16 protein-coding genes, 2 tRNA genes and 1 pseudogene are annotated in these 17,999 nt (G+C 51.2%); 5 read left to right on the plus strand and 14 right to left on the minus strand.

Annotated features, from left to right (window positions below; translation table 11 throughout):
• Positions 1–20: 20 nt before the first annotated feature.
• Entirely contained in the window at positions 21–698 is a 678-nt protein-coding gene (locus tag SE18_RS01080) for a cyclase family protein (protein WP_054532572.1), read from the plus strand.
• Complete coding sequence (locus SE18_RS01085) at positions 695–1,132, plus strand: gamma-glutamylcyclotransferase family protein (protein WP_054532573.1); 438 nt, start codon at positions 695–697, stop codon at positions 1,130–1,132. Before SE18_RS01080 ends, SE18_RS01085 begins: the two co-directional genes overlap by 4 nt.
• Before the next feature lie 519 nt (positions 1,133–1,651).
• On the opposite strand, the gene SE18_RS01090 is transcribed toward SE18_RS01085, so the two are convergent.
• On the minus strand, positions 1,652–1,894 hold the full coding sequence (locus tag SE18_RS01090; protein ID WP_054532574.1) for a hypothetical protein: 243 nt from the start codon (positions 1,892–1,894) through the stop codon (positions 1,652–1,654).
• Between the two features lie 13 nt (positions 1,895–1,907).
• Positions 1,908–2,288: a hypothetical protein gene (locus SE18_RS01095; RefSeq protein WP_054532575.1), complete on the minus strand. Its 381-nt coding sequence runs from the start codon at positions 2,286–2,288 to the stop codon at positions 1,908–1,910.
• A 463-nt stretch (positions 2,289–2,751) separates the two neighbouring features.
• Between SE18_RS01095 and SE18_RS01100 the strand changes: the two genes are divergently transcribed.
• On the plus strand, positions 2,752–3,717 hold the full coding sequence (locus SE18_RS01100; RefSeq protein WP_054532576.1) for an asparaginase: 966 nt from the start codon (positions 2,752–2,754) through the stop codon (positions 3,715–3,717).
• Positions 3,718–3,787: 70 nt separating this feature from the next.
• Here SE18_RS01100 and SE18_RS01105 read toward each other — a convergent pair whose 3' ends face one another.
• The 4 genes from SE18_RS01105 to SE18_RS27780 all read right to left on the minus strand — a co-directional run bounded on the left by SE18_RS01105 (position 3,788) and on the right by SE18_RS27780 (position 9,580).
• The gene (locus SE18_RS01105; RefSeq protein WP_201783459.1) at positions 3,788–4,954 is read right to left on the minus strand and encodes a hypothetical protein; all 1,167 of its coding nucleotides are present in this window, start codon (positions 4,952–4,954) and stop codon (positions 3,788–3,790) included.
• Positions 4,941–6,452: a glycogen synthase gene (locus SE18_RS01110; protein ID WP_054532577.1), complete on the minus strand. Its 1,512-nt coding sequence runs from the start codon at positions 6,450–6,452 to the stop codon at positions 4,941–4,943. Before SE18_RS01110 ends, SE18_RS01105 begins: the two co-directional genes overlap by 14 nt.
• A 259-nt stretch (positions 6,453–6,711) precedes the next feature.
• A complete protein-coding gene (locus SE18_RS01115; protein ID WP_054532578.1) occupies positions 6,712–7,212 on the minus strand; it encodes a YciE/YciF ferroxidase family protein in 501 nt (166 codons plus the stop codon).
• An 82-nt stretch (positions 7,213–7,294) separates the two neighbouring features.
• Positions 7,295–9,580, minus strand: coding sequence for a hypothetical protein (locus SE18_RS27780; protein ID WP_054532579.1), 2,286 nt, complete (start codon positions 9,578–9,580; stop codon positions 7,295–7,297).
• A 177-nt stretch (positions 9,581–9,757) separates the two neighbouring features.
• Between SE18_RS27780 and SE18_RS01125 the strand changes: the two genes are divergently transcribed.
• Positions 9,758–10,153: a ribosomal maturation YjgA family protein gene (locus SE18_RS01125; protein ID WP_054532580.1), complete on the plus strand. Its 396-nt coding sequence runs from the start codon at positions 9,758–9,760 to the stop codon at positions 10,151–10,153.
• Positions 10,154–10,157: 4 nt separating this feature from the next.
• Here the strand turns inward: SE18_RS01125 and SE18_RS01130 are convergent, their stop codons facing one another.
• The 5 genes and pseudogenes from SE18_RS01130 to SE18_RS27070 form a co-directional block, all read right to left on the minus strand.
• On the minus strand, positions 10,158–10,526 hold the full coding sequence (locus SE18_RS01130; protein WP_054532581.1) for a hypothetical protein: 369 nt from the start codon (positions 10,524–10,526) through the stop codon (positions 10,158–10,160).
• Between the two features lie 53 nt (positions 10,527–10,579).
• Positions 10,580–10,656, minus strand: a tRNA-Arg gene (locus SE18_RS01135).
• Positions 10,657–10,726: 70 nt separating this feature from the next.
• The gene (locus SE18_RS01140; RefSeq protein WP_054532582.1) at positions 10,727–11,890 is read right to left on the minus strand and encodes an SAVED domain-containing protein; all 1,164 of its coding nucleotides are present in this window, start codon (positions 11,888–11,890) and stop codon (positions 10,727–10,729) included.
• An 8-nt stretch (positions 11,891–11,898) separates the two neighbouring features.
• Positions 11,899–12,318 carry a hypothetical protein gene (locus SE18_RS28295; protein WP_407928463.1) on the minus strand — a complete coding sequence of 140 codons (420 nt, stop codon included), beginning with the start codon at positions 12,316–12,318 and terminating at the stop codon, positions 11,899–11,901.
• Positions 12,298–13,296: pseudogene (locus tag SE18_RS27070) on the minus strand (hypothetical protein); the annotation flags it as partial. The pseudogene SE18_RS27070 and the gene SE18_RS28295, both read right to left, overlap by 21 nt.
• A gap of 204 nt (positions 13,297–13,500) precedes the next feature.
• On the opposite strand from SE18_RS27070, the gene SE18_RS01150 reads away from it, so the two are divergent.
• A tRNA-His gene (locus tag SE18_RS01150) sits at positions 13,501–13,575 on the plus strand.
• A gap of 124 nt (positions 13,576–13,699) precedes the next feature.
• Here the strand turns inward: SE18_RS01150 and SE18_RS01155 are convergent.
• The 3 genes from SE18_RS01155 to SE18_RS27900 are packed head-to-tail and all read right to left on the minus strand — an operon-like array spanning position 13,700 to position 17,998.
• The gene (locus SE18_RS01155) at positions 13,700–15,433 is read right to left on the minus strand and encodes an alcohol dehydrogenase catalytic domain-containing protein (protein WP_054532583.1); all 1,734 of its coding nucleotides are present in this window, start codon (positions 15,431–15,433) and stop codon (positions 13,700–13,702) included.
• The gene (ptsP, locus tag SE18_RS01160; RefSeq protein WP_054532584.1) at positions 15,430–17,538 is read right to left on the minus strand and encodes a phosphoenolpyruvate--protein phosphotransferase; all 2,109 of its coding nucleotides are present in this window, start codon (positions 17,536–17,538) and stop codon (positions 15,430–15,432) included. Before ptsP ends, SE18_RS01155 begins: the two co-directional genes overlap by 4 nt.
• Positions 17,525–17,998 carry a PTS sugar transporter subunit IIA gene (locus SE18_RS27900; RefSeq protein ID WP_054532585.1) on the minus strand — a complete coding sequence of 158 codons (474 nt, stop codon included), beginning with the start codon at positions 17,996–17,998 and terminating at the stop codon, positions 17,525–17,527. The genes ptsP and SE18_RS27900 overlap by 14 nt, the downstream gene beginning before the upstream one ends.
• Position 17,999: the final 1 nt, after the last annotated feature.

Consider the following 17,999-nt stretch of genomic DNA (forward strand, 5'->3'; position numbering starts at 1 on the left):
CTTGCTACAAGGATCGGCCTATGTCACAATTTATCGATCTGAGCCACACAGTTGAAGCTGGCATGATAACCTACAAGGGCCTGCCAGCCCCGATTATCTGCGATTTTCTAAGCCGCGAGGCCTCGCGCAGCGTCTACGCCGAAGGCACCGAGTTTCATATTGGCAAAATTGAACTGGTTGCCAACACCGGAACCTATATTGATAGCCCGTTTCATCGTTTTGCAGATGGCAAGGATTTAGCCGAATTAACATTAACTCAAATTGCTGAACTTGAGGGTGTGCTGATTCGCCATGATCTTGCCAATGGGCGGGCAATCGAGGCTTCAGCATTTGCTGGGCTTGATCTCAAAGGTAAGGCGGTGTTGGTCAACACCAATTGGGCGCAACATTGGCGCACCGACCAGTATTTCGAGGGCCATCCGTACTTAACAGCGGCGGCAGCTGAGTATTTGGTACAGGCGCAAGTCACCTTGGTTGGCATCGATTCATACAATATTGATGATACTGCTGATGGCAGGCGGCCAATGCATACCATTTTATTGGGCAACAACATTCCGATTGTTGAGCATCTTTGCCAGCTTGAGCAACTGCCAAGCACTGGCTTTCGGTTTTCGGCAGTGCCCGTAAAAATCAGGCAATTTGGCACATTTTCGGTGCGCGCCTATGCGCGGCTTGATGGAGAGAGGATTGAGCAATGAGTGAGCAACCAAGCTACGATACGCCCTTGCCACTGTTTGTCTATGGCACGTTGCGCACAGGCGAATACAACTGGAAAATCTACCTTGAAGGCAAGACCCGCAGCGAAACCCCTGCCATTGTGCAGCAGCACCAACTGTATGCCAATCGCTACCCGTATGTGATTCCAGGCGAAGGCACTGTTGTTGGCACGTTGGTCGAAATTAAGCCAGCGCTGTACGCAGCAGTCATGCGCGAGATCGATGAGTTAGAGCAATTTAGCCCCGCTGGCAATAGTTGGTATTTGCGAGTAGCGCGCTATGTTGAAGTTGGCGAGCAACGCATTTTAGCCTGGATGTATTACGCTGGCGAACGAGTTAGCCAACATTTAACCAACGATCATCGGATTGTTGATGGTGATTGGGTAGGCTGGAATCGGCAACATAATCAAGCCTAAGGGGTTAGGGGCTGGGGATCGGGTACCTGTTCAATCCCCAGCGGCTTTGCAACCCCAACATATGTTCCGTATAGCCAAAAGCCCATAGCCTATAGCCAATTTCCCTTCGTGCTCTTCGTGCTCTTCGTGGATCAAAACTTCGCCTGCTTCGCGCTCTTCGCGGTTGCGCTGCGAGGGATCGGGGGTCAGGGGCTAGGGATCAGTTCCTTTTGCCAAAAGCCTGATCCGCTCTGCGCCTCTGCGTTAAAACCTTTCTTCGTGCGCCTCGCAATTTCGAAACATCGCATTCTTCGCGATTTAGTTGCTAATTCCTTCCCACTGAAATCTAATCCTTTATCAATGATTCTCCTCCCTTCCGTCCCTCCGCTGGAGGGAAACGCCGGGGGTTTTCATCCCCCAGCACCCCCTAATGTTTCTCCGTGGATTGTTTTAAAGCTTCCTTCACCCTAACCTTCGCGATCTTCGCGGTTTCTTCTCTTCATGCTCTTCGTGGATCAAAGCGCTAAAGTGACGCTGCTTTTACCAGTTGTTCAAGCGCTGAATCAAAAAATCTAGTCTCTCGTCAGAAATGCCTTGCCGATACCAAGCATAAATGTAGGTTACGACATCTGGGTCGAGATCCAACGCAAAATAGAAATAATCGGCCATTTCACGCCCAAGGCCAAGGCTTTTGAGAATATACAGGATTGCTGATGGTTGCCAATTTTCATTATGTAATCGAATAATCAATGCTTTGATCGTTTCATGAGTGTGTTTACTCATAACAACCTACTTTCTATCCGCGACCAAAAAAATACGTTACAAGTCTATGCTCTATACCATATTTATCATCACGATCAAATAGATAAAAAAAGTAGCCAATACTCCAAGGCAGAAACCTCTCACCGCCCAATGGGCTTTGCTTACGCAATGGATCATCACGATCAAGAATATAAAAGAATTTAGGGTGACATATGCTCAAATATTGCATTTCTGAAATTACAGCTGGAATACCCACGTAGATAATCCCTAGCTGATTCGCTTGATTCGGCTCAGGTTGATAATTCATAATCATATCTTTTGATAAATTATTAATCCTAATAGACTTAAATTGATCAATCCCAGCAATTATATTGATAACATATTGATTAGGATCAAAAATGGTTAATATTTGCATAGCAATCTTTCTTTGATAATCATAGCTTTTATTTCTCCTCCCTTCCGTCCCTCCGCTGGAGGGAAACGCTGGGGGTTTTCAGCCCCCAACACCCCCTAATGTTTCTCCGTGGATTGTTATTACGCTTGCTTACCCCTAACCTTCGTGCGCTTCGCGTTCTTCGCGGTTTCACAGCGAGCGGTCATGGTCAGGGGCTAGGGATAGGTATCCGTGAAGTGCCAATCGACTGTTGCCAAACCCGTTCATCGTTCCGCATAGCCAAAAGCCTATAGCCCATAGCCTTCTCCCCTTCGTCGCTTCGCGTTCTTCGCGGTTTCTCCCCTTCGTGCTCTTTGTGCTCTTCGTGGATCAAAATTTCGCCTGCTTCGCAGTTGCGCCGATGCTTGACGTGAGCAACAAGCTTGACTAAACTCAAACCTTGAAGCCGAGTTTACGATTCACAGCCTTCGGGCAGGGAGACTCTATGCACAACGTTGTGGTTATTACAACGGGCGGCACAATTTCCACCAAACGCACACCGCAATGGAGCGGCGCAGTTCCAATGCTCAAAGGTGATGATTTTTCGGCCATGCTGCCTCGCGGCGAATTTAATGTGAGCTTTCAAGATTTCACCAACTTGCCAAGCAGCCATATTACCCCAACCATGGCGCTTGATTTGGCTCAACGAGTGAATAGCCAATTGCTGGGCGAGGCCGATGGCGTGGTTGTGACCCATGGCACCGATACCTTGGAAGAAAGCGCCTTCTTATGCGATTTATTGATCGATTCGAATAAACCAGTGATTTTTACTGGCTCGATGCGGATTGCCACCGATATTGGCTATGATGGCGTTACCAACCTGACCGGAGCAATTCGCGCTGCTGCGTCCCCGCAAACCCGTGGGCTTGGCGTGATGGTCGCCTTCAACGATCGCTTGTTCTCGGCAGCAACGGTGCAAAAAATCGATTCGCAAACGGTTGATGCCTTTGATGCACCTGGTTTTGGCCCGATTGGCAGCTTGACTGGCGCAACCGTGCGAATTCATCATCAACCAAGCGGTCGCCACTATATTCCCTGTTCGCGATTGGCCGAACGCGTCGATTTGATTTACGCCACCCAAGGCGCCGACGATCGCCAACTGCGCGCTGCCATCGACACCAACTCGCAAGGCATTGTGATTGCGGCCTTTGGTGGCGGACGCGTACCGCCGTGGTGGTTGCCAACCATTCAAGAAGCACTCAACAAGCGGATTCCGGTGGTGGTGACGACCCGTTGCTTAAAGGGCATTTGCTATGACGAATATGGCTACGTTGGCGAATATCACGATCTCAAACGCTTGGGCGTTATGTTTGCCCAGCAACTTTCGCCAGTTAAGGCCCGCATCAAATTAATGGTTGCCTTGGGTGCTGCCGCGCATCCCCAAGAATTGCGCGATTGGTTTGCAGAGTAACTAGGCTAGGATTAAATCAAAAGCGTCCTGCACCATCACAAAATGGGGCAGGACGCTTTCCGATTAAGCTTTAGCGGCTAGGGAAACGTCCTGCCAAAGCATTGGCAATATTAAATGGGTCGCTGGCAACAACGGTTGCTGCATAGAGTTCCATCGCCCCAATATCCGAGCCACGGCTGTTCGGGTCGCCGCGATCAACAATCCGCACGATGGTTGGCAGGTTGTCCCACGATTCAGGGGTGTCGGTCAGCGGCGGCAGGGTCATGCTCACATTGAAGCTTTGCACGCCCAACTCAGTCACAAAACAATCGAGCACATGATAAAGCGATTGAGCCAATTCCTGCGGATCGTTGCCAAACAGCACAACCTCTTTTTCCTTAACTGGCGTGAGCGAGACAAAGCCATAGGTGTTGTCGCTATGAATATTTAAGCTCAAACCTAAGGCCCGATGTACCCGCCAAACATCTTGGAAATAATTGCTGTTGTTTTGCAGCTGATATTGCTCAGCAGTGCGCCGCAACATCTCGACCTTGGGATAGGCCATGCCATGCGAAACCGACATTTGAGCATGGCCATGAATGACCGATGCTCCCGAACGCCAGAGACTATTCCAAATAAAGAATGGATAGATCGCTTGCGGATCGGCACTATGCACTGCATCGAACCAACGCCCAGCAGTCTGAATATAGTCTTCGACCCGTTCGAGATTGAAATTGAGCGGATTATGTTGATCGAAGATCAGCACGCCATGCCAGCCATCGAATTTGGCGACGTTGGAAGCGCTAAGGCAATAGCGCCCGCGCACCCGCCCAAAACGATCTTCTGGTGTACCACTTTCAGGCGTACAAAAGCCCGCTTCATCTTGCGGGCCAGCGCTAGCAGCAATAATCTGATCAATATCCGATTGATAGCGACCTTGTTGCGGGCGTAACCCACGAATCCGGTTAAAAATCGCTCCCTCGAGCGTCCAGAGGTTGGTCACTCGAATAATTTCTTGATGCAAGACAGCTTCGACACTGCCAAAAGCGCGTTCAATCCAGCCATGCATTCGGTCTGGTGGATGAATTGTGCCATGGCTCACATCAACGCGGAACAGTTGTCGCCACAGGGCGGCAACCGAGGGCGGCAAGCCCGCCACCAAACGCGGCAGATGAGTGATCACGGCTCCTCCGTGGTTATTACTAAAGAAGGCTTCTTCAAACGAATCCATAGTCCACAGCGACTCACGAACGCTCATTCGCGTCTCCATAGCTAGCGCGTGGCCGACGCGCTGCACGACTGACGAGAGCTCGGCGATACAGTTCATCGTAGCGTTGCGCCGAACGTGCCCACGACCAATCACAGTGCATCGCCCGCTTAACTGCGGCCTGCCAGAGTTCTTGGTGTCGATATAGCTCTAGGGCACGCATCATGGTGCCATACAGCGATTGACTCTCTGGCTGGGTAAACCCAAAGCCATTGCCGGTTCCGGCATAGGTGTTGATATTCTCAACGGTATCAGCTAGCCCACCAACCGCGCAAACTAACGGTAAACAGCCATAGCGCTGAGCAATCAGTTGATTCGTGCCACCTGGCTCAACCAACGATGGCATTAATAAGACATCACTTCCAGCATAACATTGATGCGCCAATGCTTCATTGAAGGTCAGCGCCAACGCAACCTGCTGTGGATAGCGTTGCTGCAAGCTGCTGAGCCATTCATGATAACGCGCTTCGCCAGTCCCCATAACCACCCATTGGAATTGATGATGGCTTAGTAATGCTTCGATGGTTTCTGCTAACAGGCCCAAGCCTTTTTGATCGTTCAAGCGCCCAATGAAACAAAATAAGGGCTTGTTAGGATCAAGCTCCAAGCCCAATTGCTGTTGCAGCGCCGTTTTACATGCTTGTTTGCCCGTCAGATCGTCGTGGCTGAACGCTTGAGCAAGGTACGAATCAGTAGCAGGATTATAGCGCTGATTGTCAATGCCATTCAAGACCCCAAACAAGCGATCGCGCCGGTCGCGCAGCAATGGGTCGAGGCCTTCACCAAATGCAGGGGTTAATATTTCCCGGGCATGGGTCGGGCTGACCGTATTGATCATATCGGCATAATAGATGCCACGACTCATTAAATCGACCACTCGATGCAAACTTGGCATATCAGAATGCGCAATATAGCCATATTCTGCAATGCCCGCCATCTCCAAGACCCGTTGGCCAAAGACCCCACGATAGGCAAGCGTATGAATGGTATAGAGCGAGGCGGTATTCGCAAAAAATTGATCATCACGATATGAGGTGCGCAGCCAGTTAGCCACAATCGCCGCATGCCAATCGTTGAGATGCACAACATCTGGTTGCCAGCCTTGCGCGCGAGCAATTTCGAGCGTGGCTTTGGCCCAAAACACAAAGCGCTCAGCATCGCCATCGCCAAGGTATACCTCTGGCTGACCAAACAATCGCTGGTTCTCGACCATCCAAACTTGCACATTGCTATCAGGCAATCTGGTGCTATACCAGGTTGCTGGTTCGGCAGCGTCGGCTAAAGGCACAGTCAGATTGACCTGGCTTGGTTCAAGCTGCCAGCGGGTAGGATCAATGTGACCATAACGTGGCATCGCCACAATCACTTCGTGGCCTAAGGCCTGCAAGGCGCGCGGCAACGAGGCAGCAACCTCGGCTAAACCACCGGTGCGGGCAAATGGCTCGACCTCAGAGGCCAAATATAAAATCCGTAAGGCTTGTTCATTCATGCAGACTGCTTTACGCTGAATTGCGATAAGAAAGCCGCCCGTGCCTTTGCGTGCATGGTCGGCCTCGACTGTGCTTGCTATGCTACCACATAGCCATTGCACAATGCAAACCCATGGCTAAGAACATAGCGCAAAGAGCATAGAACATAGAATTGCCAATCAATCGAGTACGCTAGTACGAAAAGAAGCAGAAAATGCAAACCCTCTGCTTCATAGGTTGAAGCAGAGGGTTTGCTCAAAGCGCAATTTAAATCAACGCTTATTCACCAACAGCTCGCCGATTAATTGTTTTTTCGGCAATTTTGGTGAGGTTATGATCAGTTTCGCCTTCTTGATCAAGAATTTTTTGCAAGCGTTCGGCGATGCTATTCATCCCAAGCTGTTTGGCCCAGGTGCGAACACAGCCATAGCCAGCCATTTCATAGTGCTCAACCCGTTGAGCTGCTGCAATCAGCCCAGCATCCATCACTTCAGGATCAGCCTTTTCTTTCATGAAATCTTGGCCTTCGCGCAAGATTCCTTCCATTGCTTTGCAGCGGTGGTCGGCTGGTTTCTTGCCCAAATCGGCAAAAATATCATCAAGCGTAGCGCGTTGAACTTTGGTTTCTTCCAGATGCTTTTCGAAGGCAGCCCGCAACACAGGCGCAGTCGCTTGCTTGGCCATCATTGGTAAAGCATCGAGAATCTGAGTTTCTGCATCATACAGATCGCTGAGATGTTCATGCAACAGATCATCGAGTGTTTTAAGGGTGGTCATCATCGTCCTCCATAGGAATCACAAGATCATCTTCTATGCAATGCTATCAAGCAACAATCGTACCACCCCGATTCTTCAGCCCAGTTTATCGGTCAATTCGGGCCATCGTCAGCGGCGCATACAGCCGATATAGCGGGGCAATTGGCGTTGGCGAAATTGTTGCGCTTGGCGTGCTAGTTGGCGTTGGTGTATTGGTTGGCGTTGGCGTGCTAGTTGCGGTCGCAGTCGTCGGCGTGCTAGTCGCCGTTGCGATATTGGTCGGCATTGGCGTATTGGTTACGGTCGCGGTGTTGGTCGCGGTTGGTGTATTGGTTGGGGTTGGAGTTAATTCTGGGCTGGCAAAATTGAATACAGCAACCCCCAACGAATCAGTTTCGCCGACTTTGCTAAAATCGCCAACTGCATACAAGCGGTTATAATCGACCGCAAGTTTGCGCACTGCCCCATTCGGATAGCTTGCCAAAGCGCTAAAGCTATTACCATCAAAGCGCGCAATTGGCCCAGTCGTCACGCCATCGACCTGCATAAAATCGCCGCCGATATACAAGCCGCCACCTTCAAGGCCTTGCATCGTGGTAATTGGCCCATTAAATTGGGCTATTTCGATCAGATTCAACGCTTGATCAAAGCGATAGAATTGACCATCGCTATTCGCCATATACAGCTCATTGTTCCAAGCAACAAAATGATGGTCAATTTTGCCCAATTCATGGATTTTAACATCTTGCCATTTAGTACCATTCCAGTGCGAGAGATGGAGAAAATACACCCATTGTAATGCCTCAAACTCAATTCTAGTGAATTGATTTTGATGGACAAAAATTTGCTCCCCATAATCCCAGTATGATTCGCTCGTTTGGCGTTGGATAAGGTTTTGACCATCAAACTCAACCAGCCCGGTAATTGGGAGATTCGCTTGCATTGGGGCAAGCAAGGTGAACAATTGTTGGCCAGAACGATGCCATTTAATATAGCTCGTTGTGCTCAGCACACCACTTTGCCAAGCATTATTCTCCCAATGCCAAATATTGCTCGCTGGCGCAGCGATACTCAAAGCACGCGGAAAATTCAACAAGACATAGGCTTGTTGGCCTAAGCTATGTAATTGGGCCTCAATAAGCGCCGTATCACCAGTTGCCAGCGTATTCCATTGGCTGCCACTCCAGCGTTGAATTGTGCCCAAATTCGTAGCAGTCAATTGCTTGGTGATAATCATTGGTTGACCAAGATCGCCAGCGATGGCCTGAACATGCTGCTTGCCAACAAAACTGCCTAGCCCTTGGGCGGTGCTGCCATCCCACGCGACCAACTGCTGAGGCTGACCATCAAGCGTCATATGGCCACCAAGATAGAGCGTTTCACCATCGGATGCCAAGGCACTAAGCTTGGTAATTTCAAAGGGCAATTGAGCTGGAACCCATTGATCTTGGTTCAAAACCCAAAGCTGATTGCCACTTTGCATATACAACGTATTATCAAAGCCAACCAGCGCATCAATCGGCCCAGGATGGGTTGGCCCAATCAGCTCCCGTTGACTATTGTGCCAACGATACACTTGGCTTGGAAAGGGAGCATACCACGATCGCGTGACAAGGTAGGTGCTGATACCAATTGTATAAGCTTGTAAATGCATTGTGGGCCAGCCAAAATTAATCGGAACCCATTGATTTTGTTCTAGTCGCGCAAGCTGTGCAGGTTGGAAGTTAAACTTCCAAAATTCACCAGCAGCAACTAAGCCCTCAGGCGTGCTGATAAAGCTACTGACCGTATCGTTGAACTCGATCAGTTGGGGGGTCACTGTCCCATTCCATTGAGCAACCCCAAATGACTGCCACCCATTAAAGCCACTAAAGTTGCCGCCAATATACAGCGTATCGCTATAGACATGCAGCGCATAGGCAATTGGCTCGGCGAATTCTTGCTCAAGCGTTCCCCATAGGCCTTCGCCAAAGGCCTGAAAATTCGTTCCATCCCAAGCAGCGATATGATTAATTTGGCGATTCTGCAGGTCCGTAAATTGGCCCGCAACATAGAGCGTATTGCTATAGGTTGCAACGGCGCGAATTTTATTAATATCATCTGCATGCAAGTTGTAGTTTGTCCAGGTTGCGCCGTCCCATTTGGTTAATCCATTAATTGCTTGACCATTGACCGAGTGAAAATCGCCAACCACATATAGATCGCCATTTTGATCGAGGGTTAATGAGGAGATCGTGGCTGGTTGTTGCAAGTTTTGGCCAAGGCTACTATCCCATGTGCCGCTGATGGGCAACCCGCTCGCTGGTTGGCGCGCATTCACGCCCAGTAGGCTACTCAGCGCAAGCAGCGCCACACTCACCAAGCCAATTGACAAACGCAGAGTAGAACGCATAGTTAATCGTATCCTCTCAATTAAGCACATAATCCTCGTTTGAGGATACTAAAGCAGCGCCAACATGTGCGCACATTTTCCTGCATTACTAATAGCTGGTCAATATGAAAAAAGTGAACTGCCTAGGTGCTGGTTGGAAGAAATGAGTCAATTGATGAATATTTGGAGTCTATGTTGATGAAGCCAATAACCCGCCGAATTATTGTGCTTGGCGCGATTATCCTCAGTGGCATTGGGTCGCGGCTGGTTTCGAGCGGATTCGTGCTATTCGATAATTATCTTGGCGATGCGTTGTATGCGGCAATGTTGTTTATGCTGCTGCTTGTGCTTGCGCCGAGGCTGACGCTCGCCAAGGCAGCGCTGATTAGTTTTGGGGTTGTGGTGCTAATCGAGCTGTTTCAACTGACAAACATTCCGCTTGCCATGCGCAGCCATGAGAACAGCCTGTTGAGGCTCATAGCGATCGTCCTTGGCACAACCTTTAATGGCTGGGATCTGGTGAGTTATGCAATTGGAATACTTATCTTTTTTGGCTATGAAGCCTATTGGGCACGGGTTGAAGTAGCACAATGAAGCATTATGGTGAAATGATGTGCGCATGCTCACGAAAAAGCCATGCCAGAAAGGCCGAACCGTAATAGTGACAGCCTTGCGCAGTTGTATCAATTGGATGGGTCGCAATCTGCTCAATTGTTATCCAAACCCCGACCAACAGCACCCCATCGTCAGCAAGTTGCTGCCAACAAGCTTGCATGCCTGCGCGCAGCTGAGGAAACCACGTAAGGGTTGGCGCAACTGCGGCCTGTGAAGCCACTACCATCAGCCTATCGCTCGTTGGATCATCCACGACATGATAATCAAAAGCGCACCAAAATGGCCTGCCAGCATGATTGATTCGGGGAGCAAAGCGGCCACTTAATGGCGTGGTAATGCGCCAGTGCTGCATATATCACTCATGTGCTTTTGGATTTGCCCGCTAACGTTTGGAAAGAAGGGTTTTGGCACGGACGGCGGGACTCGAACCCACGACCGTCGGTTTAGAAGACCGATGCTCTATCCAACTGAGCTACGCCCGCCAATATTGAGGGATCATGGCTTGCCATGACCCCTAGAGTATAGCATATTCTGGGCACGTGGTGAGCAAGCCTAAACCCTAATAATCCATGATGGTTCGTAATCAGTATGGCCCTTTAATTCATAGCATTGTAATGGCGGGCAGGCATTGAGTTGCCGCCCAAAGCAGACTGCCAAAGCAGCAGGCATTGCTGCAAACAGATGCACCAGCGGCGAATCTTGCGCCAATAATTCACTGCGAAAGAAATGGGCTAGGGCGCTCGCTTGCAAACTTGATTCAATATCAAAACGTTGCTGATCGGCTTTGGCATACAGGTTGCGCTGTTTGAGCTGCTGGAGTTGGCGTTCAATATAGCGTTCAATTGGTTGGACGACTTTGGCGACTGGTTGGGTAATTGCCCATTCCATGCTTACAGCTTGCCCTTGATTAAGCATGCTGATTTGGGTTTTTAGCCCATGAGCAGTGCCTTGGGCATTGCAATTCCACCAAGTTAGGGCCTTGTTGAAGTCGTTTGCCACCCAAAGCTGTTCAAGCCCAGAAACCCTGGTGTTGAAGGTTGCGCCAATCAGCAGCGCAGCGGTTAAATGCACCTGCGGCAGAATCAATAAGCGTTCAATTGCTTGCCCAACAATCACATTTTTAACATCAATAAGCGCCTGCTGAATAACTGGCCAGGCTGCGTTATCAATGGCATAATCCTGCGTCCAATCGCTCCAATCGAGGGCAATATGCGCGCCTTTGGCTGGGGCAGCGGTGTGAGTGGTTGCCAGCAGGCTCAGCCAGGAAGGGTCATTTTGACGCATAAAGCGCTGAAAAACCAGCTTCAACAATGCTTGTGCTATCTGCACTGGGCTATGGTGGTCGAGTTGCCAGCTCTGTTGCAATTGCGCAAACGGTAGATATTGAAAGTTCGCTGCTTCACGAACTTCGGCGATTTCTACTCCATCACACACCAGCCACCACGGCGTTTCGGGATGTTCTTGCAAATAGAGAATCGCTACCCCAAGCGGCTGATCAACGCTTACTTTGAGTGAATCGAGATAGAGCACGACTCCTTGACTAGCAGCGATATGTTCGCGAATGGCGCTTGCTGCATGGCTTGGATCACGTTCGACACCCAAGCCACGCACCCGACATTCACGCGCCAGATCTGCCCGAGCAGGCTTGCTATTTGGGGCAAGCCAGAGGCTAAGCGGGCGACTTTCAGGGTGATAGATTGGCTCAAATTGGTTCACAAAACCTCCTACTTAATCTTACGCACTAGCGGCGACCAAACTCGGTAGCCGTTGGCAATAATGCTGGCATGCATGCTGCGACTATTAATTTGGGCTGTATTGACGATTAGGCGGCGCTCATTGGTGCTGACGCTAGCACGAAAGCTAATCACGGCACTCTGCGAATTGGGAATTGTGCCGCTCCACTGCACGCTATTGTTGTTGATCGTTGGCGCTGGCAAGCTGCTTGGGCTGATTGTGGCGCTGGCTGGAACAATCGTCAAGCCAGCTGGCAATTGATCATTCATCGTTTGCGAACTGCCCGTGCCAACCACAGTAATCGCATAGCGCAATTGTTGACCTTGATCAACGCCACCAAATTCTGCAAGCTTGCTTGGCTGCGGTGCGGCACTGGCTACAACTGCTGCCGAATCGGCGGTAAATTGCAAACTTGAGCTATCAACCGCCTCGAAATGCTCGCCCCGAATTTGATCAAACGCACTGCCCAAATCACTATCATCCCAATTTGGATGCGGCGCGCCGGAAATATACCAATCCGATCCATTATCAGCCACAATGATGCCATAGCGTTGCATGGCGCGTAAAATAACTTGCACCTCGCTGGAAAAGCCCGCAATATCGAACGAGGCTTTGAGTCGAAAACGCATGCCCATTGGTGGCACATTCAGGTCAGTAAGCGACGAGGCAAAATGGCGGGCGGGCCAGACATAGGCTTTTTGCGAACGCTGAATGGTAAAGCGAATTGCATGGCGAATTTCGCCTGCTTGCACCTCTTCGTAGCGCACTAAACCAGGCAAAATCGGCAAGCCCGCTGCATCTGCCGAAGTCCAGCCCGCAGGCCGTAACGCATTCGAACGCAAATCGAAGATCGCGCCGTTGCTGGCATTCCAAGTTGTATCGTTAATCTTGGTTGCATTGTAAAGTTCGTAGAGTTTGCACTCGCCCTCGCGCACCACCAACACATGATGGTCGCTGCCATGTTCGCGCGGCGCATTCGGTGGCACGGGATATTGGCCTGCGCCAGTGGTTGGGTCGCTCTCATCAGGATAATCGATGAAATTCACGCTTACGGTTGGTTGATTGGCAGGCACAACCACATATGGAATGCCAATTGGGCCGCCATTCCATTGGCCTGCGCCAAAATCTGGGTGCAAGCTTTCGCTGGCGCCAATGCTGGCAATATATTGGCTCGAACGCGGGTGCACAGGCAAATTGTCGATTGGCGTGTTCCAAATATTATCAAGCGGAAAAACCGGGCATTGACCAATGCTTGGCGAGCTTTGGGGAGTCGGCGGAAAATTGGTAGGATTGGCGGGCGTGCTCTGGGCACTCGGTGGCCCAGCCCAATTGGAACTGCAAGCAGCAATCAAGCCAACCATTAAAGCAACAACAAGTATGCGACGCATCAAGGCCTCCTTTGGTTTTGCTGCGGACACAACGCCATGGCCAGTCTATCACAGGCTTTTGGGCTGTCGCTAGCCAATTTGCCACGATTTTCACCCCAGCTCAACCAGAAGCATGACACTGGCTGAGCCGCTTGATTCAATTTGACATGCCAAGCCAATCGTGCTATAATCCTAACGCCTTAGTAACTGAGGCAAAAAAATGTGGTGGCTATAGCTCAATGGCAGAGCGCCTCACTGTGGCTGAGGATGTTGAGGGTTCGAGCCCCTTTAGCCACCCCATTCAAACGATTCCCGATTAGCAACAACTAATTGGGAGTCGTTTTTTTAGCCCAAAAACATCATGCAAAAAAGCCAGTTCCTTATTTTCTAAGGAACTGGCTTGATATTTAATGTCAGTACAAATTTAGCCTTGCCAGAAATGTTCAATTAACGCTTGTTCTGCTTCAGGATTCCAAACATTGCCCTCGCCAAGTTTCGTAGCAACCTCAGGGCAAATGTTGTGCAATTGATCAATTCCAGTCAATGGTAGGCCGCTCAACTGCGGGAAAATCACGACTTTGCCTGCATAGGTTCCGGCCATCATGGCTTTGACGCCATCAAGCGCTGCTTCGATGCCACCAACCGCCGCCACCGAGCGATTTGGCGATAGCTCGCCAGCCAAGGTTTTTTGAATCACCGTGGCCTGGTCGCTAATCCGCGAGCCAGATGTGCCTGTAAATTGAGCATTGGCCAAATAGACATTGCTCAAATTCAATGGCGCAAAGGTGCCATTCGGGACGCCTGCAAACAACACCAGCATGCCATTTGGCGCAAGCAAGGTGGCAGCATCGCCCATCAACGGGCCACTTGGAACGCTCACAATCACATCATCAGCGCCAAGATCGTCGGTTTCGAGCATAACCGTGGCATGCAACGAATTTTCAACGGTTGGGTTGATCAAGACCAAGCGTTTGCCGCGGGCCTCAGCCAAGCTCCGAAATAAGCGATCCAAAGCGCGCAAACGATCATCGTTAACATCGGTTGCAATGATCGTGCGTGGCCCATTCGGCAATTCAATTGCCCGTTGGACGTGCATTTGGCCCATCGGGCCACCAGCGCCAACAAAGACCGCTACGCCATGTGGCTGCAAATCGCAACGATTGCGTGCTTCACCATAGGCTGCGCTAATGTCTGCGCTGTTTGTGCCAACGTAAGCAATATAATCGTAGTGAATGCGCCCAACATCAATCTCAGGCAAGCCATCGAGCGCAGTTTGGCCAACCAAATTAAACGTGCCACGCCGGGCCACCAAACGCGCAGCAGCACTAACTTGGCTCGCCGAGCGTGGATCAAGCACAATCACATCGTCAAATCCTTGGTTGCTGGTCAATTCGCTGCGTAGCGCGGCGTAATCATCAATCCTCAAGCCATCGCGCACAATAATTTCGGCCTTGCTGGTTTGTTGCACAAGGTCGCGCAATTGCTGCGGTACATCGCTCAACACAATTCTGGCTGGCGCATCCAAGCCAGTGCTAAAACTGTAGCTGGTTTGATCATTCGCATTGCCAATAATCCATAATGTGCCACCAACTTTGGGTTCAAGGCGGCGGCGCTGGGTGTAGGCTCCTTCGACACAGGCCCATGGCTCGGTCAATGCGGTTTCGGCGTAGCCCATACCCGCACCAACTGGCAAGACATAGGCTCCATCGTCTGCATTCAGCACTTCCTCGCCAAGCAGGTGAAATTGAGTCAGGCCACCAGGAATCGTATAGCCATAGGCCGTACTCATGCCATCTTGGTAAATATCGGGCTGAATCGCCAAACGCTGGCCTGGCTGATACTGAGCTTGCAGATCTTTGCCAACTTTGAGCACGGTTAAGGCTGCTTCGTGGCCTAAGCGGGTTGGCTCGCTGGCCAAATCGCGATTATATAGCTTGGGATGGCGACCACCCTGCTGAATTAACTTGACATCGGAGAAGCACATACCGACCGCATCGACCCGCACTAATAATTGATTATCGGCAGGCTCGCTCACGGCAAAGGTTTCAGGTTGGGCATCGCGCCCAATATTTTCAACCCCAGCCCCATACATATTCCAAGCAACCGTGGTTGCGGCAATCGGGTCATCAGGCGCTTGGTAGTGGTCAAAAGTGGTCATTGGTCGAACGCTCCTTGGCGTACTTCGGCGGCAGTGGCACAGGCCAATGCACGACGGGCAGCTGTTTGGCACTGAGCAAAGTTCAAGGCCCGAATTTGGGCTTTAACCGTTGGAATGGCGGGCACGCTGACGCTCAGTTCATCAACGCCCAGCCCAACCAAAATTGGTACAGCTTGCGGATCAGCGCCCAACTCGCCGCAAACTCCAACCCATTTGCCAGCAGCATGGGCCGCCTCAACCGTGCGCGCAATCAAACGTAGCACCGCTGGGTGTAAGCCATCTGCTTGGGTGGCCAAGGTTGGGTGGGTGCGATCCATCGCCAAGGTATATTGGGTCAGGTCGTTGGTGCCAATTGAAAAGAAATCAACTTCATTAGCCAAAAGATCGGCCATTAATGCAGCTGAAGGCACTTCGATCATGATCCCGATTTCGATTGGTGGCAGCTGTAATTCAGCTCGAATCCGCTCAATTTCAGCTTTGGCAAGGCGTAATTCACCAGCATCGGCAATCATCGGGAACATAATCCGCAAGCGGCCAAAACTGGCAGCGCGCAAAATTGCCCGCAATTGGGTTTGCAGCAACTCAGGGTGAGCCAAGCACAACCGAATGCCGCGCTCGCCCAAAAATGGGTTTTCCTCGGCAGGCAAGGCTAAGTATGGCAACGGTTTGTCGCCGCCAATATCGAGCGTGCGCACAATCACTGGTGCAGCGCCCATGGCTTGGGCAATATCGCGGTAGGTTGCAAATTGCTCGGCTTCGGTTGGGGCTTGGGTACGCTCCAAAAACAGAAATTCGGTGCGCAATAAGCCAACGCCATCGGCTCCCAAACTTGTGGCTTGTTGGGCTTCGCTCAGGCCGCCAATGTTGGCCACAACTTCAATATGCTGGCCATCAACGGTCGTGGCTGGCAATTTGGCGCTGCGCATAGCCAAGGCTTTGTGCTCGCGCTCGCGTTGCTGAGCAGTTTTGGCAGCAGTTATCGCCTCAGCCGCTGGGCTAATTAATAACGTCCCAGCAGTGCCATCAAGAATAACCTCGGTACCAGTGGCCAATTCCAAGACGCTCGGTCCAGCGCTAATCACTGCTGGCAACCCCAAGGCGCGAGCCAAAATCGCCGTATGCGCATTCGGGCCACCCACCGCTGTGCAAAAGCCCAGCACTTTGGCCGGATCAAAGGCTGCGGTTTCCGAAGGCGTGAGATCATAGGCAACCACAATCATGGGCTGCTTGGTTTTGGCCCAATGTTCGTCAAGGCTGGCGGCTTCGGCTCCAGCCAACAAGCGCAGCACGCGCTCGCCAACGTCGCGCAGATCGCTCGCGCGCTCGGCCAAAAGTGGATCGTCAAGTTGGGCAATTGCCGCAGCCTGTTGATTGATCACTGTTTGCCAAGCCACCGCTGCCGCCTGCCCAGCCTGAATCGCGCCATGCACTGCTTCGAGCAACGCTGGATCGGCCAGCAGATCGCGGTGAACATCGAATATTGCTGCTTCGCTGGCATCAGCCCGTATCAGCACTTGTTCGCGTAGCGCCACCAATTGTTGTTGGGCGGTGCTCAAGGCTGCTTGCAAATGCCGTAGCTCAGTATCCACGCCGCTAAATGTGTGGTTAATCTCAATTCGTGCCCGTTCGTAGCGCAAAATTGGGCCAACCGCAATCCCAGGCGCACCAGCAATCGCTTGGATGCTTGAGCCAGCCTTGATCGGTTCAGCACGAATTGGGGCGCTGACTGGCACAACGTCAGCCACAGCAATGCTTGATTCGGCGTGACTATGGCCGTTGTGCGTGCCATTGCCGTTGCGAGCAGCAACTAAGGCATTCTTGACGCTATCATGGGTTGCGGGGCCTTCGCCTAAGCCTTCGCGCACGGCGCTTGCCAATGCTTCGGCGGCCAACGCCTCATCCTCACCATTTATGTCAATTTGAACCGTTTGGCCGCAACCAACACCCAAGGTCAAAATTGCGATCATGCTTTTGGCGCTAACTCGCTTGTTGCCAGCCCGAATATGCACCGTCGATTTGAATTGTTTTGCAAGGTCGACCAGCACTCGGGCAGGCCGCGCATGCAGGCCTGCCGAGTTGTGAATGACCAAATCAAGCTCCTGCATGATGCCTTTCCTCGTTGTAGGCTTCTTCCTCACGCGCTCGCCCTAAGTGCTCAAGAATCTGCAACGGATCGCTGGTTTGGGCTAAATGCTGGACAATTTGCTCATCCTCGATCACTTCGGCCAAATTGGCCAACACGCCAACATGCTCATCGGCGTTGGCGGCAATCCCAATCACCAAATAGGCCAACTCGCCTGGCTCCCACTCAACACCAGCGGGAAACTGCACCACAGCGATGCCAGTGCGCAGCACATCGGCCATATTTTCGTGCTGGCCATGCGGAATCGCTACCCCATTGCCAAGATAGGTTGAGATAACTTGTTCGCGCTGCAACATGCCAGCCACATAATTAGCCGAAACACAGCCGCTAGCAACTAATAAGGCTCCAGCTTGTTGAATGGCCTCGTGTTTACTCGCAGCGCTGGCGCCTAGCCGAATCGTTTCGCTTGATAAGATTGGCATT

The organism is Herpetosiphon geysericola (assembly GCF_001306135.1).
GTDB lineage: Bacteria > Chloroflexota > Chloroflexia > Chloroflexales > Herpetosiphonaceae > Herpetosiphon > Herpetosiphon geysericola.

What these genes read in the sequence shown, in the direction of transcription:
- SE18_RS01080 (WP_054532572.1), top strand. Translation starts at nt 21, where the DNA reads ATGTCACAATTTATCGATCTGAGCCACACAGTTGAAGCTGGCATGATA.
- SE18_RS01085 (WP_054532573.1), top strand. Translation starts at nt 695, where the DNA reads ATGAGTGAGCAACCAAGCTACGATACGCCCTTGCCACTGTTTGTCTAT.
- SE18_RS01090 (WP_054532574.1), bottom strand. Translation starts at nt 1,894, where the DNA reads ATGAGTAAACACACTCATGAAACGATCAAAGCATTGATTATTCGATTA.
- SE18_RS01095 (WP_054532575.1), bottom strand. Translation starts at nt 2,288, where the DNA reads ATGCAAATATTAACCATTTTTGATCCTAATCAATATGTTATCAATATA.
- SE18_RS01100 (WP_054532576.1), top strand. Translation starts at nt 2,752, where the DNA reads ATGCACAACGTTGTGGTTATTACAACGGGCGGCACAATTTCCACCAAA.
- SE18_RS01105 (WP_201783459.1), bottom strand. Translation starts at nt 4,954, where the DNA reads ATGAGCGTTCGTGAGTCGCTGTGGACTATGGATTCGTTTGAAGAAGCC.
- SE18_RS01110 (WP_054532577.1), bottom strand. Translation starts at nt 6,452, where the DNA reads ATGAATGAACAAGCCTTACGGATTTTATATTTGGCCTCTGAGGTCGAG.
- SE18_RS01115 (WP_054532578.1), bottom strand. Translation starts at nt 7,212, where the DNA reads ATGATGACCACCCTTAAAACACTCGATGATCTGTTGCATGAACATCTC.
- SE18_RS27780 (WP_054532579.1), bottom strand. Translation starts at nt 9,580, where the DNA reads ATGCGTTCTACTCTGCGTTTGTCAATTGGCTTGGTGAGTGTGGCGCTG.
- SE18_RS01125 (WP_054532580.1), top strand. Translation starts at nt 9,758, where the DNA reads ATGAAGCCAATAACCCGCCGAATTATTGTGCTTGGCGCGATTATCCTC.
- SE18_RS01130 (WP_054532581.1), bottom strand. Translation starts at nt 10,526, where the DNA reads ATGCAGCACTGGCGCATTACCACGCCATTAAGTGGCCGCTTTGCTCCC.
- SE18_RS01155 (WP_054532583.1), bottom strand. Translation starts at nt 15,433, where the DNA reads ATGACCACTTTTGACCACTACCAAGCGCCTGATGACCCGATTGCCGCA.
- ptsP (WP_054532584.1), bottom strand. Translation starts at nt 17,538, where the DNA reads ATGCAGGAGCTTGATTTGGTCATTCACAACTCGGCAGGCCTGCATGCG.
- SE18_RS27900 (WP_054532585.1), bottom strand. Translation starts at nt 17,998, where the DNA reads ATGCCAATCTTATCAAGCGAAACGATTCGGCTAGGCGCCAGCGCTGCG.